Annotated in this window: 20 protein-coding genes; 17 read left to right on the top strand and 3 right to left on the bottom strand. The window is 51.8% G+C overall.

Annotation, left to right across the window (positions count from 1 at the left end):
- Window positions 1–78 precede the first annotated feature (78 nt).
- The 8 genes from CLFS41_RS22425 to CLFS41_RS22390 all read left to right on the top strand — a co-directional run bounded on the left by CLFS41_RS22425 (window position 79) and on the right by CLFS41_RS22390 (window position 8,715).
- On the top strand, window positions 79–1,002 hold the full coding sequence (locus tag CLFS41_RS22425; protein WP_007866624.1) for a LysR family transcriptional regulator: 924 nt from the start codon (window positions 79–81) through the stop codon (window positions 1,000–1,002).
- Between the two features lie 104 nt (window positions 1,003–1,106).
- Complete coding sequence (nikA, locus tag CLFS41_RS22420; RefSeq protein WP_007866622.1) at window positions 1,107–2,801, top strand: nickel ABC transporter substrate-binding protein; 1,695 nt, start codon at window positions 1,107–1,109, stop codon at window positions 2,799–2,801.
- 77 nt (window positions 2,802–2,878) lie between these two features.
- Entirely contained in the window at window positions 2,879–3,820 is a 942-nt protein-coding gene (gene opp1B, locus CLFS41_RS22415) for a nickel/cobalt ABC transporter permease (RefSeq protein WP_007866619.1), read from the top strand.
- A gap of 2 nt (window positions 3,821–3,822) precedes the next feature.
- Window positions 3,823–4,647, top strand: a complete 825-nt coding sequence (gene opp1C / locus CLFS41_RS22410; protein WP_045093518.1) for a nickel/cobalt ABC transporter permease — start codon at window positions 3,823–3,825, stop codon at window positions 4,645–4,647.
- Complete coding sequence (locus CLFS41_RS22405) at window positions 4,644–5,477, top strand: ABC transporter ATP-binding protein (protein WP_007866616.1); 834 nt, start codon at window positions 4,644–4,646, stop codon at window positions 5,475–5,477. Before opp1C ends, CLFS41_RS22405 begins: the two co-directional genes overlap by 4 nt.
- The gene (locus CLFS41_RS22400) at window positions 5,474–6,310 is read left to right on the top strand and encodes an ABC transporter ATP-binding protein (RefSeq protein ID WP_347468762.1); all 837 of its coding nucleotides are present in this window, start codon (window positions 5,474–5,476) and stop codon (window positions 6,308–6,310) included. Before CLFS41_RS22405 ends, CLFS41_RS22400 begins: the two co-directional genes overlap by 4 nt.
- Window positions 6,292–7,638, top strand: a complete 1,347-nt coding sequence (locus CLFS41_RS22395) for an MATE family efflux transporter (RefSeq protein ID WP_052665839.1) — start codon at window positions 6,292–6,294, stop codon at window positions 7,636–7,638. Before CLFS41_RS22400 ends, CLFS41_RS22395 begins: the two co-directional genes overlap by 19 nt.
- Window positions 7,639–7,692: 54 nt before the next feature.
- Window positions 7,693–8,715, top strand: a complete 1,023-nt coding sequence (locus CLFS41_RS22390; RefSeq protein ID WP_052665837.1) for a M14 family metallopeptidase — start codon at window positions 7,693–7,695, stop codon at window positions 8,713–8,715.
- Here CLFS41_RS22390 and CLFS41_RS22385 read toward each other — a convergent pair.
- The gene (locus CLFS41_RS22385; protein ID WP_007866610.1) at window positions 8,708–9,487 is read right to left on the bottom strand and encodes an IclR family transcriptional regulator; all 780 of its coding nucleotides are present in this window, start codon (window positions 9,485–9,487) and stop codon (window positions 8,708–8,710) included. The two genes, CLFS41_RS22390 and CLFS41_RS22385, sit on opposite strands and share 8 nt — an antisense overlap.
- 591 nt (window positions 9,488–10,078) lie before the next feature.
- Between CLFS41_RS22385 and CLFS41_RS22380 the strand changes: the two genes are divergently transcribed.
- The 4 genes from CLFS41_RS22380 (at window position 10,079) to CLFS41_RS22365 (ending at window position 13,964) form a co-directional block, all read left to right on the top strand.
- Complete coding sequence (locus CLFS41_RS22380; protein WP_007866609.1) at window positions 10,079–10,999, top strand: dihydrodipicolinate synthase family protein; 921 nt, start codon at window positions 10,079–10,081, stop codon at window positions 10,997–10,999.
- A 98-nt stretch (window positions 11,000–11,097) separates the two neighbouring features.
- Complete coding sequence (locus CLFS41_RS22375) at window positions 11,098–12,492, top strand: MATE family efflux transporter (RefSeq protein ID WP_007866608.1); 1,395 nt, start codon at window positions 11,098–11,100, stop codon at window positions 12,490–12,492.
- A gap of 71 nt (window positions 12,493–12,563) precedes the next feature.
- Window positions 12,564–13,082 (top strand): peptidylprolyl isomerase, encoded by a 519-nt coding sequence (locus tag CLFS41_RS22370; protein WP_007866607.1) that lies wholly within the window; start codon window positions 12,564–12,566, stop codon window positions 13,080–13,082.
- Between the two features lie 24 nt (window positions 13,083–13,106).
- Entirely contained in the window at window positions 13,107–13,964 is an 858-nt protein-coding gene (locus CLFS41_RS22365) for a GNAT family N-acetyltransferase (protein ID WP_045093517.1), read from the top strand.
- Here CLFS41_RS22365 and CLFS41_RS22360 read toward each other — a convergent pair.
- Complete coding sequence (locus CLFS41_RS22360; protein ID WP_007866602.1) at window positions 13,879–14,550, bottom strand: hypothetical protein; 672 nt, start codon at window positions 14,548–14,550, stop codon at window positions 13,879–13,881. The genes CLFS41_RS22365 and CLFS41_RS22360 overlap by 86 nt on opposite strands.
- Window positions 14,551–14,769: 219 nt before the next feature.
- Between CLFS41_RS22360 and CLFS41_RS22355 the strand changes: the two genes are divergently transcribed.
- From CLFS41_RS22355 to CLFS41_RS22340, 4 genes are all read left to right on the top strand, one after another.
- Window positions 14,770–15,504, top strand: a complete 735-nt coding sequence (locus CLFS41_RS22355; RefSeq protein ID WP_045093516.1) for a YesL family protein — start codon at window positions 14,770–14,772, stop codon at window positions 15,502–15,504.
- Window positions 15,505–15,688: 184 nt separating this feature from the next.
- Window positions 15,689–16,585: a 4-(cytidine 5'-diphospho)-2-C-methyl-D-erythritol kinase gene (gene ispE / locus CLFS41_RS22350; RefSeq protein WP_007866596.1), complete on the top strand. Its 897-nt coding sequence runs from the start codon at window positions 15,689–15,691 to the stop codon at window positions 16,583–16,585.
- Between the two features lie 48 nt (window positions 16,586–16,633).
- The gene (locus CLFS41_RS22345; RefSeq protein WP_040417065.1) at window positions 16,634–17,341 is read left to right on the top strand and encodes a GntR family transcriptional regulator; all 708 of its coding nucleotides are present in this window, start codon (window positions 16,634–16,636) and stop codon (window positions 17,339–17,341) included.
- Entirely contained in the window at window positions 17,341–17,577 is a 237-nt protein-coding gene (locus CLFS41_RS22340) for a hypothetical protein (protein WP_007866590.1), read from the top strand. Before CLFS41_RS22345 ends, CLFS41_RS22340 begins: the two co-directional genes overlap by 1 nt.
- Window positions 17,578–17,597: 20 nt before the next feature.
- Here CLFS41_RS22340 and spoIIR read toward each other — a convergent pair whose 3' ends face one another.
- Window positions 17,598–18,233 carry a stage II sporulation protein R gene (spoIIR, locus tag CLFS41_RS22335; protein WP_045093515.1) on the bottom strand — a complete coding sequence of 212 codons (636 nt, stop codon included), beginning with the start codon at window positions 18,231–18,233 and terminating at the stop codon, window positions 17,598–17,600.
- Window positions 18,234–18,377: 144 nt separating this feature from the next.
- Between spoIIR and CLFS41_RS22330 the strand changes: the two genes are divergently transcribed.
- Window positions 18,378–19,439 (top strand): D-alanine--D-alanine ligase family protein, encoded by a 1,062-nt coding sequence (locus tag CLFS41_RS22330; RefSeq protein WP_045093514.1) that lies wholly within the window; start codon window positions 18,378–18,380, stop codon window positions 19,437–19,439.
- The last annotated feature ends 112 nt before the right edge of the window (window positions 19,440–19,551 follow it).

Below are 19,551 nucleotides of genomic sequence, written 5' to 3'. Positions count from 1 at the left end.
ATTGTATGGCTTCTATTATATGGCTTTTGATTGAACGGCTTTATTGTTATGGCCTTGTTTACCCATGGAGGAGAGGATATGGAAATCAAGCAATTGGAATACTTTGTGGCAGCAGTGGATCACGGCAGCCTGAACCGGGCCGCAGAGCAGCTCTACACCACGCAGCCCAATGTCAGCAGGGTTATTCACTGCCTGGAGCGGGAACTGAAGACCAGCTTGCTGGTCAGGAGCAACAAGGGGATCCGTATGACGGAGCAGGGGGAAATGCTTTACAGGAATGCCGTACATATTCTGAGGCATTCCCATATCATACGGTCCCTGGCAGCCAGCCAGGGGGCTGCCAAGTTCGGAGTGTCCGGGTACCAGAGCAGCCTTTTGACAAAGCTGCTGGTGGAATTGTATAAAGGAAACGGGGAAAGGTCCGAACTTCATTATGAGTACCGGGAGGGCACGGTGGAGGAGATCACGGATGATGTGGCAAACCATATTTCCGAGATTGGGATCGTATACCTGGCAAATGCACAGATGCAGTGTTTCCGGCATATTATCGGGCATAAAAAGCTGGAATTTTTTCCGCTGGACAACAGGGGAATCTGTATTTATGTGGGAAAGTACCATCCGCTGTACGAAAGGGAGTCAGTGGATTTTTCCGAATTGCGGGGACTGAAATTTGTGGAGGAGACAGATGACTTTTTTGCAATGGAGCATCACATTGAGAGGGTGAGCGTGGGAGCGGTCATGATAGAGCATATGAACAATGTTTTCTCCACAAACAGTGATTACATGATCAATAACCTGCTGCTGCACACTGATGTCTGCTGTATGGGAGTGGATTTTGTATCAGGGGATTATGGAAAATATGATATCAAAGCACTGAAGGTAAAACATTGCGAACCCTTTTTGTCCATCGGGTACGTGACCCTGGCGGGAAGAAATCTGTCTGATGAAGCAAAACGTTATATCGATGCCCTGAAACAGGCGTTGGACGGAGAGCAGAAATGATGGATATAACAAATCCTGATAACCAACCCCTCTCAATTTGGCATTAGTAAGTCTTGACTAACTATGGTATAGTATCCTCTGAAATCTAATTGAGGAGGAACATGATGAAAAAAAGAATTTGGAGTCTGTGCCTTGCAGGCGTTCTGGCCGCATCTGTTGTCGGCTGCTCGGCATCCGGCTCGGGCACGGCCGGTAAATCGGCTGGGGATGACAAAGCGGAAAGCTCCGTAACAGCCCCGGCGGGCGATGATAAGGAAGGTTCCGGTACCCGGGCAGATGAGGAAGGTTCCGGCGCAGGTAATGAAATGGGAGCAAGGGATGAGTTGGTGTTTGTCAATTACCGGGATATCCGGGATCTGAACCCTCATCTGTATGCGGGTGAAATGTATGCCCAGGAAATGCTTTATGAGACTCTTGTAAATATCACGGAAGACGGCTACGAGCCGTGTCTGGCAGAAAGCTGGGAGATCAGCGGGGACGGCAGGATATATACATTTAAGATCCGCCAGGGAGTGACATTTTCCGATGGACAGGTTTGTGATGCCAATGCCATAAAAGCCAATTTTGACGCCATCATAGAGAACAAGGACCGCCATACATGGCTGGAGATGATGAATCTTCTGGTGGATGTTTCGGCCCCTGATGATGAGACCTTTGTGATTGAACTCTCCCAGCCCTATTACCCCATGCTTACGGAGCTGGGCGTTACACGCCCCTTTGCCATGATCTCTCCCAATGCCATGAAAGAGGGAAGCACCAAGGACGGTGTTGACGCTTACATCGGAACAGGACCCTATGTGCTGACGGATTTTGTGACAGATGAGTATGCTGTTTTTGAAGCCAATGAAAATTACTGGGGCCGGCAGCCCCGGATCCGGAAGATCACAGTGAAGGTGATCCCGGACAACCAGACCCGTGTCCTTGCCCTGGAGAAAGGGGAGATCGACCTGATCTTTGGAAAGAACATGATCGATGCGGATGCGGTGAACAAGTACCTGGACAGTGAAGAATTTCAGGTGGCGCTGTCAGACCCCACCTCCACCCGTCAGATCGTGCTGAACACTGCCAACGGGGTTTTGCGGGATAAGGCCGTGCGCCAGGCGCTGCAGCACGCTACAAACCGCCAGGCCATATCCGATGGAGTGTTCTATGGGCTGGAAAAGCCGGCAGACACCCTGTTTGCGTCCACGGTGCCCTACTGTGACATAGACCTCAAACCCTATGGATACGACACGGCTTTGGCAGAGTCCATGCTGGAGGAAGCCGGATGGACCATGGGCAGCGGCGGCCTAAGGGAAAAAGACGGACAGACCATGGCCATGTCCCTTTTGTACAACAGCGACAGTGTGACGGAAAAGACCATTGCCGAGTATCTCCAGTCCGAGTACGGGAAGCTGGGGATCAAGCTGGATATCAAGGGCGAGGAGGAGCAGTCCTACAGGGATAATATGAAGGCCGGTAATTTTGACATGGTATTTAATATCTGCTGGGGAACGCCCTATGACCCTCAGTCCTCCCTGGCAGCCATGAGGCAGCCTGTGTACGGAGACTATGCGGCCCAGCTGGGTCTGGAGGATAAAAAGGAGATCGACCAGGCCATCACCAATATCCTGGTGTCCACGGACGAGGCCAAACGGCAGGAACTCTACACCTTTGTGCTTACAAGGCTTCATGAGGATGCGGTCTATATCCCTCTCACCTATGAGTGCAACAAGGCCATTTCCACTTCGGCCCTTAAGGGAGTCGGATTTACCCAGACCCAGTATGAGGTACCCTTTACCAGCATGTATTTTGAGTAAGGTGATTGTCTGAAGCACATGAGCATGCCTGCCGCGGGATGACCGGGCGGCATGCTTTTTTAGGAAAAGGAGGGTATATGAAAACGTATATTGTTAAGCGGGTCCTATCCGCGGTCCCGCTTCTCGTCTGCATCTCATTTTTATGTTTTGTCTTTATCAATATGATCCCGTCTGACCCGGCAGAGGTTGCCCTGCGGGTGCGCCAGACACCTATCATTTCAGAGGAGGCCATTGAGCAGGTCCGGGAGGAACTTGGGCTGAATGATCCTTATCTGGTGCGGTACGGCCGCTGGGTAATGGACTGTCTGCGCCTGGACTTTGGGGTCAGCTACACCAACCCGTCCAGAACCGTTCTGGGAGAGATTGAAAGATGCCTGCCTGCCACCGCAGTGCTGGCATTTACATCCCTGGTCTTTGTGATCTTACTGAGTCTTCCCATTGGATTTTTCTGCGCTGTTTACAAGAACAGCTGGTTTGACCGGGTAGTGCGGGGGATCGTGTTTATGACCACTGCCATGCCTGCGTATTGGATCGGGCTTTTGCTGATCTGGTTCATCAGCATCAAGCTGGACCTGCTGCCCACCAGCGGAAACGGGGGATGGAAACATCTGATCCTGCCTTCCTTTACCGTATCTCTTACTTACATATCCACGTACATCCGGCTCATACGCAACAACATGCTGGAGAATATGAAGGAGGATTATGTGCTTTATGCCAATGTCAGGGGGCTGCGCCGAAGATCCATCCTGGTGAGACACATCCTGAAAAACTCTCTCCACACCTGTATTGTGGCTATTGGCATGAGTATCCCCCAGCTGATGGCGGGGACCATTGTGGTGGAAAACGTATTTGCCTGGCCGGGTCTTGGCAAGCTATGCATTAATTCCATCTTTAACCGGGATTACCCTGTTATCCAGACATATGTACTTTTGATCGGAACATTGTTTGTGGTATTCAATCTGCTTTTTGACATTATCCAGTGTATCGCGGATCCAAGGCTTAGAAGGGAGGTGTCCTGAGTATGTGGAAAAGGCTGTTCCAAAATAAAATGGCGGTTGTGATGATCGTTATCCTGCTCATGGTGGCGCTGACAGGGATATTTGCCCCCTGGATCGCGCCCAATGATCCTTATGAAAATGATATCCTGAATAAGTTTGCAGGCGGCAGCCGTCAGTTTCCCCTGGGCACAGACCAGTTGGGCCGGTGTATCCTCTCCAGGATGATATATGGAATCCGCCCCACGCTGTTTCTGTCACTGGTGACCATGGTGGGAACCATTGGACTGGGGACCATCATGGGGCTTCTGGCCGGATATTTCCGGGGACCGGTGGAGGAGGTTATCATGCGTGCCGTGGATGTAATGATGTCATTTCCCAGTCAGATCATGGTCTTCGCCGTGGTGGCCCTGCTGGGGATCGATGTCCGCAATGTGATCATGGCCAATGTGCTGATCAAATGGGCCTGGTATGCCCGCATGATACGGACCAATGTAATGAAATACAGAGACAGGAACTTTGTGTTGTATTCCCGGTGCATTGGCAGCGGAGAGACATTTATACTGACCAGGCATTTGCTTCCAAGCATTGCCTCTGAGATGGCGGTTCTGGCTACCCTGGATATCGGCTGGGCCGTCCTGAATATTTCCACCCTGTCCTTTCTGGGGCTGGGGGTGCAGGCGCCCACACCTGAGTGGGGAGCCATGTTAAACGAGGCAAAAAACGTGATGACCACCAATCCGGTGCAGATGATCGCCCCGGGGGTTGCCATTGTGGTGGTGGTTGCCGCATTTAATCTGTTGGGTGATGCCCTCAGGGATGCCCTTGACCCAAAGGAGGTGTTAAGTTGACAGAGCCGGTGTTGTCAGTAAGGAACCTGCATGTGGCGTTTCATTATAAAAAGCGTGTGCAGGAGATTATACGGGGAGTGGATTTTGACGTATATACGGGAAAATGCCTTGGGATCCTGGGAGAATCGGGGAGCGGAAAAAGCATGAGTCTAAAGGCCGTCATGGGGCTTTTGGACCAGAGCTTTTCTGTCCGTGGCGAGGCGGTGTACCAGGGGGAAGACCTGATCCGGACAGGCAGGGAGGGATTAAGACGGATCCGGGGCAGGCGGATCGCCATGATCCTGCAAAATCCCATGACCTGCTTTGATCCTCTGTACCGCATCGGTCATCAGATGGCGGAGACATATGGGGAGCATTTTGAAATGGGGAAAGAAGAGATCCACGCCCGTTCTATTGAGGTCTTACGATCCATGCAGATACGGGGAGCAGAGGAAGTCCTGAAAAAATATCCCCACCAGTTAAGCGGTGGTATGCTTCAGCGCATTATGATCGGGCTTGCCATGTCCATGGAGCCGGATATCCTTATTGCGGATGAACCCACAACCGCTATTGATGCAATTACCCAGTATGAGATCATGAAGGAATTTGTCAGGATAAAAGGGGAAGCCAGGACAGCTATGGTGTTTATCAGCCACGACCTGGGAGTTATAGCGGAGATAGCAGACCAGGTGCTGGTGATGAACCAGGGGAGAGTGGCTGACCGGGGGACATTCCGGGAGATCATGGAACATGCCCAGGATCCCTATACCAGGCTTTTGGTGGAAAAGAAGCGGGCTGTCATGGCCAGGTACAGGGAGGCGCTGGCAGGAAGGAGGATGAATCTGATATGAATATGATCGAGGCAGAGGGCATCAATGTAAGTTTCCGCAGGGAGAACCAGAAAAAGATATTCGGTACGGAGCGTCAGCAGGTGCTGTTTGACGTTTCCTTTCATGTGGAGGAGGGGGAGTGCCTGGGGATTCTTGGCGAGAGCGGAAGCGGAAAGAGCACGCTGGGCCGGGTGCTGTGCGGGCTTTTAAAGCCGGATAAGGGAAGCGTGCACCTGGATGGAAGCCGGTTGTACGGCGGAAAGAAAAATAGGGATAAAACCGTGATGAGTGTGGTTTTTCAGGACTACACCACATCGGCCAATCCAAGATTCAGAGTCAGGGATCTGATCGCTGAATCCCTGACAGTCAGGGAAAAGAAAGAGAAAATCAAGATGGATATGGAAAGGGAGCTGGAACATCTTCTGGACCTGGTGGGGCTGGACATGGGGTACAGGGACCGTTTTCCCCATGAACTCAGCGGAGGCCAGCTGCAGAGAGTCTGCATTGCAAGGGCCATTGCCGTGAACCCCAGAATCATTCTTTTTGACGAGGCCATCAGTTCCCTGGACGCCCACACCCAGGTCCAGGTCATGGACCTGTTAAAGGAGATCCAGCGAAAGCGGAACTTAACCTATGTGTTTATCACCCATGATCTGACTTCTGTCACCTATATTTGCCACAACGTGCTGTTTCTGTATCAGGGAAGGGTGGCTGAGGTCCGGGAAGTGGACTGCATCTCCCAGGTGGAGCATCCTTATGCCAAAAAACTGCTGAACTCCATTGTGGAGTTTGATGACAGGGGGATCATTTCCAGGGAAGAAGAGGAACGCCGCATATGGGAAAAAGTAGTCTGACACTGACACACAGGGAATATCTGGCAGTGGCCATTCCCTTTATGGTCTCCACTGTAACGCAGCCCCTGCTGGGAGCAGTGGACACGGCAGTTATCGGCATGATGGGGGATGCTCCGGCCATTGCAGGGGTATCTCTGGGCGCAAACCTGTTTAATACCTTGTACTGGCTCTTTGGCTTTTTGAGAGTCAGCACCACAGGCCACAGCGCCCAGGTTCGGGGTACAGGGGATGACGGGGAGAAAAAACGCACCTTTTTCCTGCCTCTTTTCTCTGCGCTCTTGATCTCCGCGGCCTTCCTGGTGTTCCAGGAACCCATCATCCGTGGATATCTGTGGATGACCGGACCGGAGGCAGCAGTGGCAGGGGATGTGCAGGGGTATTTTAGGATCCTGGTTTGGGGAGCGCCCTTTGTCATGTCCAATTATGTGATGCTGGGATGGCTCATGGGTCAGAGCCGTGTGAAGGCTTCCCTGTTTATGCAGATCAGCGGAAACATTGTAAATATGGCACTGGATTACTGGTTTGTATGTATCCTGGGAAAAGGGATCACGGGGGTTGCCGCCGCCACCCTCATATCCCAGGTTTATACCTGCTCTTGCGGCGTGCTTTGCATGTACCGGTATGGGAAGGTTGGAACCGTAAATATCCGCGGACTTTGGGATCGCCGGGGTGTGAGAGGCATGGTACAGGAAAACAGGGACCTGCTCTTTCGCACCATCTGCCTGGTAATACACAATAATGTATTTGCAGCCCTGGGAGCCAGACTGGGTACGGACATCCTGGCAGTTAACGCTATCCTGCTTCAGATCACTTCCATACAGGCGTACCTGTTTGAGGGGCTTGCCAATGGTTCCAGCGTATTTGCGGGAAGGGCGGTCGGGCAGCGGTCACAGTCCCTGTTCAGGGAGATCCTGAAGAAGACATGGCAGTGGGGCTGGCTGGCGGCAGCGGCGATGAGCGGAGCATGCCTTGTGCTGGGCAGCCGCATGTTTATGGTATTTACAGATATACCCCACATACTGGAACTGGCGCGTAAGTACGGGATATACTGTTTACTCTACCCTCCGGTGGCAGCGGCGGGCCTGGCAGTTTACGGGGTATATACGGGCAGCAGTGTAACCAGACCGATATTTCTGTCCACACTGTGGTCACTGCTTTTGTGCCTGCCGGTATGCTGGCTGGGAGTATATGCCTGGGGCAATGACGGGCTGTGGATCGGGTACTTGACCTTTTATGGGGGCAGAAGCCTGGGGCTGGCAGCTTACAGACACAGTCTGTGGATGAAAGTGTGTTCCCGGAGTCTTCCAGGGACCCATCTTTGCGGCTGATTTCCCGCCAGCGCACACAAATTTATACACGGAAATAAAGAGGAGTACTGTTTGATGGAAAAAAGAAATGTGAGACAGGAAGGTAAGGCAGGACAGGAGACGGATGGGAGACAGGAAATAAAATCCATACAGGTTGGGACATACCGGGCCGTGTCCGGCGAAAAGAAAAACATTTGGCTGGAAGTGGAGGACAGTGATATAAAACTCCCCATCACCGTGATCTGCGGCAGGGAGGAGGGCGCGACCGTACTCATATCCGCCGGAGTCCACGGGGCCGAATATATCGGCATCCAGACCGTAATGGAGCTGTCCCGTGAGCTGGACCCGGAGCTGGTCCATGGAAATGTGATCTGCCTTTTGATTGCCAATCCTTCGGCAGCCAGGACATTTACCAGATTTGTGGTGCCTGAGGACGGGAAGAACCTGAACCGGGTCTTTCCGGGAAAAAAGGATGGGACACTTTCGGAGAAGATCGCCTATTCCATGGTGCATGAACTCCAAAGCTTGGCAGATTACTGCATCGATGTCCATGGAGGCGATACCAGCGAGGAGGTGATGCCTTTTGTGTATTATACGGGAGCTGCCCGGGAGGAAGTGTGCCGGGCATCGGAGGCCATGGCCATGGCAACGGATACTGCTGTCCGAGCCAGATCAGGTGCCGCCACAGGCGCCTACAGCTGCGCCTGCATCCACGGTATCCCCTCGGTTCTCATGGAGAGGGGCGGAGGAGGGATATTTACAAATAAGGAGGTGGAACTCTATAAACAGGATATCCGCAATATCCTAATCCGCCTCCGGGTGCTGGAGGGCAGGGAGATACACACGATGACCCAGGAACGGGTCAGACGTGCGACCTACATTGAAGCTGAAACACAGGGGTTCTGGTATCCGGCGCTGGCGGCGGGGGACCGTTTTAAGAAAGGTGCCCTGCTGGGACAGGTGAAGGATGTGTGGGGAAGCCTTCTGGATGAATACAGGGCAGAGTACGATGGGATCGTGCTTTACCAGACCAGGGGGCTTGGAATCGGAGAGGGGGATCCTCTGATCGCCTACGGCATGCCGGAACAGGTCAGCTGATACTTCCCAGGTCCACATCGCATCCCTGGAAATATGTCTCCAGCTTTGCCTTGGATTCCTTCAAAAGCCGGATAATAGACTGCAGCTTGTCCTCGGAATAGCGGAAGGTTGGGATGCACACGCTCAGGGCGGCAATGACCTGGCCGTTGCTGCACAGGGGAATGCCTGCGCAGTTTAAAAGGGGCATACATTCCTCGTGTTCCAGGGCATATCCCCGGTTTCTGGTTTGCTCCAGCTCCCGGAACAGTTCCTCCCAATCCGTGATGGTGTTTTTTGTAAAGGCAGTGAGCCCATCCGGATACAGGGCCCGGATCTCATCCTTCGTCTTCTGGGCAAGGAGGGCCCGGCCAATGGCGGTGCAGTACAGGGGAATCTGCTTTCCCACATAGGAGACAAGCCTAAGAGGTTCCGCGGAATCTTCTTTTGCAATATAGAGCAGATTGCTGCGCACCTGGATTCCCAGCTGGCAGGTTTCATTGCTTTGGGAAACAATATATTTCATTTCGCTCTGGATAAATTCCAGGGCGTTTTTTGTATTGGTGTAGGAGGAACCCACAGAGTAAGCTGCGATTCCCATACAGTACCTGGATGTGTCCTTATGCTGGTAGATGAATTTCCTGGATGTCATGGTGTGCACAAGGGGCATGATACTGCTTTTGGGTGCGTTAAGCGCCCTGGACAGCTGGGTCAGGGTCATTCCGTCAGGATTAGTGGAAAGCAGTTCCAGGATGTCCAGGACGCGTTCCGTGGGTCTGTGCTGGTTTGATGGCATATGATCTCTCCCTTAAGTGTGTAAATGATCGGATCCGCCTTGGCGGATGGGGGCGGTTGGTAAAGGCTTCCGCCATGTCACCCCGGCATGATATTGCTGTCCTTCATACCCATGGAATGATTCTGATGGGCGTCCGGTATATCCGCCGGAGATGTTTGACGATCGAAACAGTCAGCCTATAAAGGCGCTTTAAATAATATTATAGCAGAAATCGTGCAGGTCTGTCACGAAAATGTGTATGCAAGCCAGGATATACGCTGTAAGCCCAGACGTACGCCGCAAGCCAGGTACCTGCTGCCGGTCCTAAGGATTTCCCACGCTGCTCAAGAAACTCCACAAAGAATTGCAGAAACCATTTTGCACATCATCTACAAATGAAAAAGAAAATTTTATTCAGTTCTCAAAAAGTCTTATTTAGTATCCCGGCGGAATTGACAAGAAGGCATGGAAATGATATCGTATCATTATAATGTACGTTATATCAAACTAAGTATGTATATACATACCAAAGACACTGTAATAAAAACACCAAGCAAACCGCTTATGAACATTTATGACCCAGGCCAATTGCCTGCAAAGAGGAGGAAAGAAATGTATAAGATCATAACACCTGTAGTAACTGTATTGGACCAGCATGAAAAGCCGGATCACGAGGCCAACAAGAAGGTGATCGATTTTCTTGTAAACGGAGGTGTGGACGGCATTCTGGTGCTGGGTTCCACGGGTGAATTTACAGGGATGGACAGACAGGAAAAAAGTGATTTTTTCCGCTTTTACGCGGAGTACACCGCAGGACGCGTAGAGCTGTATGCGGGGACAGGAAGCATGAATTTCCAGGACACGGTGGCCCTTTCCAACGAAGTCTGTGACATGGGGTATGCGGGGCCTATGGTAATCGGCCCATACTACTACGGGATGGACCAGGAAAAACTATTTATCTACTATGATACCCTGGCAAAGTCGGTGAAGGGCAGCCTTTACATATATAATTATCCGGCCAGGACAGGATATTCCATTGCCCCTTCCACCGTGGCAAGGCTGCTTGAGGCCAATCCCAATATTGCCGGGCTCAAGGATTCCGTGTCGGAGCCCAACCACACCAATCTCATCTGCCTGGCTGCAAGGGGGCATTCCTTTGACACATATTCTGGTTTTGACGACCAGTACCTGTATAACATCACTTCCGGAGGAAACGGGTGCATTGGGGGCCTGTCAAACCTGGTGCCGGAGATTTGGAGCGCGCTGGTGAAGGCTACCAATGATAAGGATTTCCGCCGGTCCATGGAACTGTCCGGGCTGATCCATGAACTGATGCCTTTATATGATCTGGATTCCAACTTTTCCCTGCTATTTAAGAAGGTGATGAACCACAGGGGACTGGGGATCGCGGACAGGGCTATTTTCCCCTACAATCAGATGGGGGATGAGACCTTCCAAAGAGCCGTAAAACTGGTAGACCAGGTGCTGGAAAAGTTTAAGGCCCTGAACAGCCGTCAGGGACAGTACAGTTAATAAGTGCAGTATGAACCATCTTGTTTTATACCCCCTGGCATGATAAAATAAAAAAGGCGTCCGCGGTTGGACGGCGTTTCAGGCAAGGGGGTTTTGACATGATAGACAATAATAAGACCATATTATTCGAGCAGACACCGGTACCAAAAGCAGTGATGCAGCTGGCGGTGCCCACGATCCTCAGTTCGCTGGTCATGGTGATCTATAATCTGGCAGATACATATTTTGTAGGTATGATGAATAACCCGGTGCAGAACGCGGCTGTTACGCTGGCTGCACCGGTTTTGCTGGCTTTTAATGCGGTGAACAACCTGTTTGGAGTGGGAAGTTCCAGTATGATGAGCAGGGCGCTGGGCAGGAAGGATTATGAGGCGGTCCGAAGAAGTTCGGCCTTTGGGTTTTACTGCGCCCTGTTCAGCGGCATTCTGTTTTCCCTTCTGTGCACCGTATTCCTCCATCCCCTGCTGGTGCTTTTGGGGGCGGACGCCAACACCATGGAAGCCACTTTGGGATACCTGAAGTGGACTGTTCTTTTCGGGGCAGCCCCTGCCATTCTCAACGTGGTCATGGCCTACATGGTACGCTCTGAGGGATCGGCCCTCCACGCCAGCATTGGAACCATGAGCGGCTGCTTTCTCAACATTATCCTGGACCCTGTTTTTATCCTTCCATGGGGACTGGACATGGGGGCGGCAGGAGCAGGACTGGCCACCTTTTTGTCTAACTGCGTTGCCTGCATTTACTTTTTTGTACTATTGTATGTCAGGCGAAAGAATACCTTTGTGTGTATCCTGCCTAAGAAATTTTCCATGCAAAAGGCCGTTGTGCTGGGCGTGTGCGGCGTGGGCATCCCCGCCGCCATCCAGAACCTTCTCAACGTGACCGGGATGACCATACTGAACAATTTTACTTCATCTTACGGTGCACAGGCAGTGGCGGCCATGGGCATTTCCCAGAAGATCAATATGGTGCCCATGCAGGTGGCCATGGGATTCTCCCAGGGAATCATGCCCCTGATCAGCTACAGCTATGCCAGCGGGAACCATAAGCGCATGAAGGAGACCGTGATCTTTGCCGTCAGGACCCTGCTTCCCTTCCTGATCGTGGTATCTCTGGGATATTATTTTGGCGCAGGCACCCTGATACGGTCCTTTATGAACAATGAGAGCATTATTGCGTACGGCACACGGTTTTTGCGGGGCTTTTGTCTGGGACTGTCCTTTCTGTGCATGGATTTCCTTGCCGTGGGCGTGTTCCAGGCCGTGGGCATGGGGCGGGCCGCCCTCAGCTTTGCCATCCTGCGAAAGATCGTATTAGAGATACCGGCCCTCTATGTGCTGAACCGGCTGTTTCCCCTGTACGGCCTTGCCTATGCGCAGTTTACAGCGGAATTTGTACTGGCTATTGCTGCCGTATTCATGCTGTGCCGCATTTTCAGGAAAATGCAGAGGGATGACCGGACCGCATCTGAGGGAGCGTCTGGACAAACCTGACGGAATTTGTTATAGTTAGAAAAGAAAAAAGGCCGGCCTTATCCGGCCGTTGATAAAAGGAGAATAGTAAGATGGCAAATCCAGTAGTTACCATTACCATGGACAATGGGGATGTGATGAAGGCTGAGTTATATCCGCAGATCGCACCCAATACAGTTAACAACTTCATCAGCCTTGTAAACAAGGGCTTTTATGACGGGAAGATCTTCCACCGTGTAATCAGCGGATTCATGATCCAGGGCGGATGCCCCAACGGAAACGGTATGGGCGGTCCAGGCTACTCTATCAAGGGAGAGTTTTCGCAGAATGGTTTTAAGAATGATTTAAAGCACACGGCAGGCGTTCTTTCCATGGCCAGATCCATGATGCCGGACTCTGCCGGCTCCCAGTTCTTTATCATGCATGCCACTTCCCCGCATCTGGACGGTGCCTATGCCGGATTTGGAAAGGTGACAGAGGGTATGGATGTTGTGAACAAGATCGCGGATGTGCAGACGGATTATAATGACCGTCCCATGAAGGAGCAGAAGATCAAGTCCATGACAGTGGAAACCTTTGGGGAGACATATCCGGAACCGGAGACAGTGTAAGCAACAGTAAAAGGCAGGCCGTGTATGGTAATCGAATATAGGATCCAACTGGATGGAGTATCCCATCCGGTGATTATATCTGATGAGCCTGAGGCCCTTCTGGCAGCGCAAGCAGCCGGGAGGGCCATTATTGGCGTTCAGGGAGATGAAAATAAATGGTATTTAAAGGGCGTTTCCTATGTTATTCCCGGGTTTGAGGATGCCAGCCGGGAACTGGCACAGCTGGTGCTGCGCCGGCATCTGGGGTTGCCCTGGCTCATTGCCTCCACAGGAAGGCTGGTCATACGGGAGTTTGTGGAGGAGGATGCGGATCATATACCTGAGGAGGAGTACGGTGCCCAGGAGGGCGTGTTCCGTTCCCGGGAGCTTCTGGCCCTATACATAGACAGGCAGTATGGATTTTACGAATACGGGACCTGGGCCCTGACGGAGAAAGAGACGGATGTGCTGGTGGGAATGGCCGGGGTCTCCAATCCCAGGCTTCCGGAGGAGATGGAGGAGCTTTTATACCAAAACGATCCGGACCGGACCGTGTCGTGGCTGGAGCTGGGATATCACATTTTCCGGCCGTACAGGCGCCGGGGGTATGGGGCCGAGGCTGTTTCCGCCATCATGGACTATGCCCATGAGGTGCTGGATGTCAGGCTGTGCGCCCTGATTGATGAAAAAAACCAGGCGAGCCGCGCGATGGCGGAACGCCTGGGAATGGAATGTATCAGAGAAACCCGCATTCTGCCCCCAATCAGGGAAGCAGATAACCGATCACCAACCGGGGATGCAGGTACCCAACCACCGGTCAGGGAAACAGGTACCCGACCATCACAAGGGCAGCTTCTTTATGCGGAGCGCTGGATATCACCGCCAGATAGGGAGGATCCATAAGGATCCCGGTCTCCTGGGCAAAGGCGGTATCCTCCAGGGAAATGGCAAAGGGCTGTAAGCTGCCCTGTTCATCATTGGCACGGTATATATGGTCCTTCACCTTGTGGTAAAGTTCGGGAGGCAGATACTCCTCCAGGTTCTGATACGCATTGATGGAGGCATAGTGGTCAATGGAGGCCTGGTCCCCTATGACCACATCCAGTGACCTGCTGGCCACCAGTGCGGATATCTTGGCAAGAGTTGCATAATCGTACTGGGACATGCTGTCTTCACTAAAGCTTGCAGACAGGCCTTCGTTGAATTCGATCAGGTCCTTGCTGCCGCATCCAAGGGCCTCCTTAAGCCCTGCCTCCAGACCGGCGGTGGAGCTGGTGGTTCCCGCCCTATCATTGATGACGGCTATGGACAGCCGGGTGGTAAAAGTCTGGCGGTAGATCATGGTGCCCACGGTCCACAGGGCGCCGGCTGCCAGTATCAGGGCCAGGATGTGGAATTTATAATATTCCCATACATACCATGCCCTGTCCTTCCAGGACATGTTCTTTAACTTTTGTTTCTCAGCCTCAGCTTCTTTTCTTACGGACATAGAAATGCTGTTCCTTCCATTTTATGTATTGTTCATATGGTATTTCCTGTTAGTATACCATAGAATGGGAAAAGGGGCACATTAAAAATTTATGAAAATGATTGATATATGGCGCAGGGGGGTAGGGCATGTTATAACTCTTTGCATTTTCTGTTTAATATGATAGAATAGTTCTGAAGTGTGTTTGAAAATCTATTTACAGAAAGAAGAGGACGGTATATGTTGCAAGGTTTATTCAATTATGACAATCCGGTGTGGAGGTTCATAGGCAAGCTGGGAGATCTGATCCTCCTCAACATCCTGTGGATCATTTGCTCCATCCCTGTGTTCACCATTGGCGCTTCCACCACGGCCGTATATTATGTAACCCTGAAACTGGCAAGGGATGAGGATGATTCCACCATCCGTTCCTTTTTCCGGTCCTTTAAGAATAATTTTAAGCAGGCAACTGCCATCTGGCTCATCCTGCTGGCGGCAGGACTGGTGCTGTCGGTGGACTTCTGGTTTTTTATCAGCGGACAGATGGCCCTTGGAGGTATGTTAAAGACAGTTCTCACCGCTGTGTCAGGGGGAATGCTTTTAATCTACATGTTTATCCTCACCTACGTATTCCCACTGCAGGCCAGGTTCTATAACCCGGTAAAGCGGACCATCATGAACGCGTTCTTTATGTCGGTGCGGCATCTGCTGCAGACCATTGGCATCCTTGTCATTGATGCGGGCATGGTGGCCGCCTCCTATTTCAGCCTGTTTTACCTGCCCCAGGCTTCCATGCTCCTGATGCTTTTTGGAATGCCGCTGATTGCGTTTGTCAATTCTTACTTTTTTACCATGATCTTTAAGAAGTACATTCCCAAGGAAGATGAGGACAAGGTACATTCTGATTCCACGCCCATGCTGGGTGAGGAGGATGAGGCCATGAAAAAGGCAATTGAAAATTTAAAGAGCAGATAATCTCCGGCCGGCAGAAAAAAATCTGCCGGTTTTTTCATTTTTAACTTGAAAAAAACCTGAAAGTATTGTATACAATATAATGTATTATAAAAACAGAAATACAAACAATTTGTAACAGTTCAGAACAGAGGGAAAATGAATGTCCTGAACAGTGTCAGCAATTTACATATAGAGGAGCGCAGGTATGATTACACATTTACGCTTAAAAGCATATGGAAAGATCAATTTGGCCCTGGATGTGCTGGGCAGGCGCCAGGACGGATACCACGAAGTGCGGATGATCATGCAGACCGTTGGGCTTCATGACCGCATTGACCTGTACCGGACCAGCGAGCCGGGCATACGGATTGAGACCAACCTGTTCTATTTGCCTACCAATGAGCAGAATCTGGCTTACAGGGCTGCAAAGCTTCTGATGGATGAGTTCCATATCAGGCAGGGGGTTGCCATTCATCTGCGCAAGTTCATTCCCGTGTCCGCGGGCATGGCAGGCGGAAGCACGGACGCTGCCTCGGTGCTGTTTGGCGTGAACAAGATGTTCGGGCTTGGCCTTACCACCAGGGATCTGATGGAGAGAGGCGTGACGCTGGGGGCTGACATCCCGTACTGCCTGATGCGGGGAACCGCTCTTTCCGAGGGGATCGGTGAAAAGCTCTCCGAGCTGCCTCCCATGCCACAGTGCCAGGTGCTCATAGCAAAACCGGGTATCAGCGTTTCCACCAAGACCGTGTACGAGAGACTGGATGCCATGGAGCTGGCCCCGGAAGACCACCCGGATATAGACGGAATGGTGGATGCGATCCGCCGCCGGGACCTGATGGAGGTGGCCGGTAAATTCGGCAATGTGTTGGAACTGGTAACCGGGGAAACGTATCCGGTGATTGCAAAGATCGAACAGGTGATGCGGGATTACGGGGCGGTAAACGCCATGATGAGCGGCAGCGGTCCCACCGTATTCGGGCTTTTTACCAATCCAAGAGCGGCCCAGTCAGCTTATGAGGCGCTTCGGTTTGGGCAGGCTTCAGAGCTTGCAAGGCAGGTCTACCTGACTAACTTTTTTAATGTGAGAAGAAATCAGTAATAGAGTATATCAGTCATGGCAAATCATGGAGGAAAGGGGTTTGATACAATGGAAAATAATTTTAAGGTTAACATGAACGAGTACCTGCCGCTGAGGGATGTTGTATTTAATACATTAAGGCAGGCTATATTAAAGGGGGAGCTGGCTCCGGGAGAGCGTCTCATGGAGATCCAGCTGGCGGAAAAGCTGGGGGTCAGCCGAACACCCATCAGGGAGGCCATCCGCAAACTGGAGCTGGAAGGCCTGGTGCTGATGATACCCAGAAAGGGCGCCGAGGTTGCCAAGATATCTGAGCGGAGCCTGAGGGATGTGCTGGAGGTGCGCCGTTCCCTGGAGGAACTGGCCATAGAACTGGCCTGTCAGAGGATGTCCGAGGAAGATATGGATGAGCTGGAGCGGGTCCAGGGAAGCTTCAGGAATGCCATTGCCAGGGGAGAGGCAATGGCTATTGCGGAGACAGATGAGCATTATCATGATGTGATCTACCAGGGGACAGGCAACGACAAGCTGGTTCAGATGCTTAACAATCTTCGGGAACAGATGTACAGATACCGCCTGGAGTACATAAAGGATGAGGATAAGCGCCAGGTCCTTCTGGTGGAGCATGAGCACATTCTGAAGGCCCTGAGAAACCGCAATATCGCGGAGGCCAAGAACGCGGCCAGGGAGCATATTGATAACCAGGAGATCACGGTTTCCCGCAATATCAAGGAGCAGGAAATGGACAGCGCGGCTGTAGGCCGGGGGAGAAGGTAATGGAGGAAGATTTGGACAGGAAAGAAGCATTAAAAGAAGGAACCTTTAAGGAGCGTTATCTGGCAGGGGAGATCCCCTTTGAGGAGATAGACCGGTATATCAGCCGCTGGAACAACAGTGATGATCCCCGCACCCTGGCCCAGTACCTGGGCCTGAATGCAGAGGAAGAGGATGTGTGGATCGATGTGAGCGATGAGGCGCTTCAGGAATTGCTGGACGGACAGAAGGCGCTTTAATATATTTTATTTGGGAATACTTATTGCAGCAGGTCCAGGAAACGGAACCTGACCCGGACCTCCGTTTTTTTACCGTCCTTGTCTTTTTGTGCCAGCAGGGAACGATAGTCATCCTCATCCAGGAGACAGGCCAGGGTCTGTTTGGAGGAATCAGGCACAACCGCGCGGATGGAATCCGTATAACAGAGGGAAGGATAGAGGACACACCACCAGTTGTGTCCTTTTCCGCTGCCTATGGTGATCCTCACAGCGTCATAAGTGCCGCAGGGAAATACCATGTCGCCGTATGCCTTGGTGGGAAAATAGTCCTGTGTGACTTCCAGTGTCACCGGATGGTCGCTGCCCTGGTCCGAAAGCCATTCCTCGGACATGGTTTCGATGCTGGTCTTATTGTTTTCCAACCAGGTTATGAGTTCCTCTTTGCCGGAGCTGTCCGGTACCTGGCTGTGGACATAGTCCAGGACCAGTCCTTTAAGACCCAGCTTAAGAGCCTGATCCTGGGCGCTGTCGCTTTCCGCCAATATATGGAAACGAAGGATTTCCGGGGCGATGCGGGAAGCCAGGGCCTCCTCCCCGGTGGTGCGGCCGGCCAGTGTGATGAGAAATGCGGTTAAAAAACAAAGTGCGGATATGCACAGGCTGATTTTGTATTTCATAATATGTTAAAACCTCCTAAAATCAAAGTTTTTTGATAAATTGGCCCTACTTGCCAAATTAATTTCTGTTTGTAATTATTGCCACATATGATATACTATAATCATGAACCAAGCGCATTTTTTGCGGACTAAAAGGAGACTGACATGAGCAAACTAACAGCTGCAGTTATATTTGGCGGACAGTCATCAGAGCACATTGTGTCCTGTATGTCGGCTGCCAATGTTATAGAGCACATAGACAGAACACGTTACAATGTATTGCTGGTAGGCATCACAGAAGAAGGACATTGGATCAAGGCGGACTCACTGGATGATGTGAAGACTGGTGCCTGGAGAGGAGGTACTGTGACAGCCCTGCTTTCGCCGGATGCTACCAGGAAGTGCATGATCCTGATGGATGGAGATAAGATAGAAGAGGTGAAGCTGGATGTCGTGTTCCCCGTCCTTCACGGGCTGTATGGCGAGGACGGCACCATCCAGGGACTTCTGGAACTGGCCCGGATTCCCTACGTGGGCTGCGGTGTTCTGGCTTCGGCAGTATCCATGGATAAACTGTATACAAAAATCATTGTGTCGGACCTGGGAATACGCCAGGCGGAATACGAGGCGGTGTACAGGGAAGAACTGTCTGCCATGGACCAGGTGGCGGAACGGATTGAAAAGCACTTTCCCTATCCCGTGTTCATCAAGCCTTCCAATGCAGGCTCTTCCAGGGGCATCAGCAAGGCTGACAACAGGCGGGAGCTGATGGACGGACTTACAGAGGCGGCCCGCCATGACAGGAAGATACTGGTGGAAGAGACCATTGTGGGACGGGAGATTGAATGCGCTGTGTTCGGAGGAGGCGCCAGTGCGGTGGAAGCCTCAGGCGTGGGAGAGATCCTGGCAGCCGCAGAGTTTTATGACTTTGATGCCAAGTATTTTAACGAGGACTCACGTACCGTGACAGATCCTGAACTCCCGGACGGGGCCGCCCAGCGTGTGCGCAGAGCTGCCATGGATATATTCCGGGCAGTGGACGGATACGGTCTGGCCCGCGTGGATTTCTTTGTAAAGGACGATGGCGAGGTGGTCTTTAACGAGATCAATACCATGCCCGGATTTACAGCCATCAGCATGTACCCCATGCTGTGGGAGGCCAGGGGGATCAGCAAGGACCAGTTGGTGGAAAAGCTGTTGTCCCATGGCATGGAACGCTATGCATAATGGAAACTTTGACGATACTAAGCTCATAAGGACCTCGCTGGGCAGGCGAAATGCGTTTGCACGTAAACGGCTGTAAGACAGGCACAGGTGACGGGCGAGGAAAAGAGGAAGA

Source organism: Clostridium sp. FS41 (assembly GCF_000954015.1).
GTDB lineage: Bacteria > Bacillota > Clostridia > Lachnospirales > Lachnospiraceae > Enterocloster > Enterocloster citroniae.
Note: the sequence above shows the minus strand (reverse complement) of the source record. Positions and strands in the feature narration are given on the sequence as shown.

What these genes read in the sequence shown, in the direction of transcription:
- CLFS41_RS22425 (WP_007866624.1), top strand. Translation starts at nt 79, where the DNA reads ATGGAAATCAAGCAATTGGAATACTTTGTGGCAGCAGTGGATCACGGC.
- nikA (WP_007866622.1), top strand. Translation starts at nt 1,107, where the DNA reads ATGAAAAAAAGAATTTGGAGTCTGTGCCTTGCAGGCGTTCTGGCCGCA.
- opp1B (WP_007866619.1), top strand. Translation starts at nt 2,879, where the DNA reads ATGAAAACGTATATTGTTAAGCGGGTCCTATCCGCGGTCCCGCTTCTC.
- opp1C (WP_045093518.1), top strand. Translation starts at nt 3,823, where the DNA reads ATGTGGAAAAGGCTGTTCCAAAATAAAATGGCGGTTGTGATGATCGTT.
- CLFS41_RS22400 (WP_347468762.1), top strand. Translation starts at nt 5,474, where the DNA reads ATGAATATGATCGAGGCAGAGGGCATCAATGTAAGTTTCCGCAGGGAG.
- CLFS41_RS22395 (WP_052665839.1), top strand. Translation starts at nt 6,292, where the DNA reads ATGGGAAAAAGTAGTCTGACACTGACACACAGGGAATATCTGGCAGTG.
- CLFS41_RS22390 (WP_052665837.1), top strand. Translation starts at nt 7,693, where the DNA reads ATGGAAAAAAGAAATGTGAGACAGGAAGGTAAGGCAGGACAGGAGACG.
- CLFS41_RS22385 (WP_007866610.1), bottom strand. Translation starts at nt 9,487, where the DNA reads ATGCCATCAAACCAGCACAGACCCACGGAACGCGTCCTGGACATCCTG.
- CLFS41_RS22380 (WP_007866609.1), top strand. Translation starts at nt 10,079, where the DNA reads ATGTATAAGATCATAACACCTGTAGTAACTGTATTGGACCAGCATGAA.
- CLFS41_RS22375 (WP_007866608.1), top strand. Translation starts at nt 11,098, where the DNA reads ATGATAGACAATAATAAGACCATATTATTCGAGCAGACACCGGTACCA.
- CLFS41_RS22370 (WP_007866607.1), top strand. Translation starts at nt 12,564, where the DNA reads ATGGCAAATCCAGTAGTTACCATTACCATGGACAATGGGGATGTGATG.
- CLFS41_RS22365 (WP_045093517.1), top strand. Translation starts at nt 13,107, where the DNA reads ATGGTAATCGAATATAGGATCCAACTGGATGGAGTATCCCATCCGGTG.
- CLFS41_RS22360 (WP_007866602.1), bottom strand. Translation starts at nt 14,550, where the DNA reads ATGTCCGTAAGAAAAGAAGCTGAGGCTGAGAAACAAAAGTTAAAGAAC.
- CLFS41_RS22355 (WP_045093516.1), top strand. Translation starts at nt 14,770, where the DNA reads ATGTTGCAAGGTTTATTCAATTATGACAATCCGGTGTGGAGGTTCATA.
- ispE (WP_007866596.1), top strand. Translation starts at nt 15,689, where the DNA reads ATGATTACACATTTACGCTTAAAAGCATATGGAAAGATCAATTTGGCC.
- CLFS41_RS22345 (WP_040417065.1), top strand. Translation starts at nt 16,634, where the DNA reads ATGGAAAATAATTTTAAGGTTAACATGAACGAGTACCTGCCGCTGAGG.
- CLFS41_RS22340 (WP_007866590.1), top strand. Translation starts at nt 17,341, where the DNA reads ATGGAGGAAGATTTGGACAGGAAAGAAGCATTAAAAGAAGGAACCTTT.
- spoIIR (WP_045093515.1), bottom strand. Translation starts at nt 18,233, where the DNA reads ATGAAATACAAAATCAGCCTGTGCATATCCGCACTTTGTTTTTTAACC.
- CLFS41_RS22330 (WP_045093514.1), top strand. Translation starts at nt 18,378, where the DNA reads ATGAGCAAACTAACAGCTGCAGTTATATTTGGCGGACAGTCATCAGAG.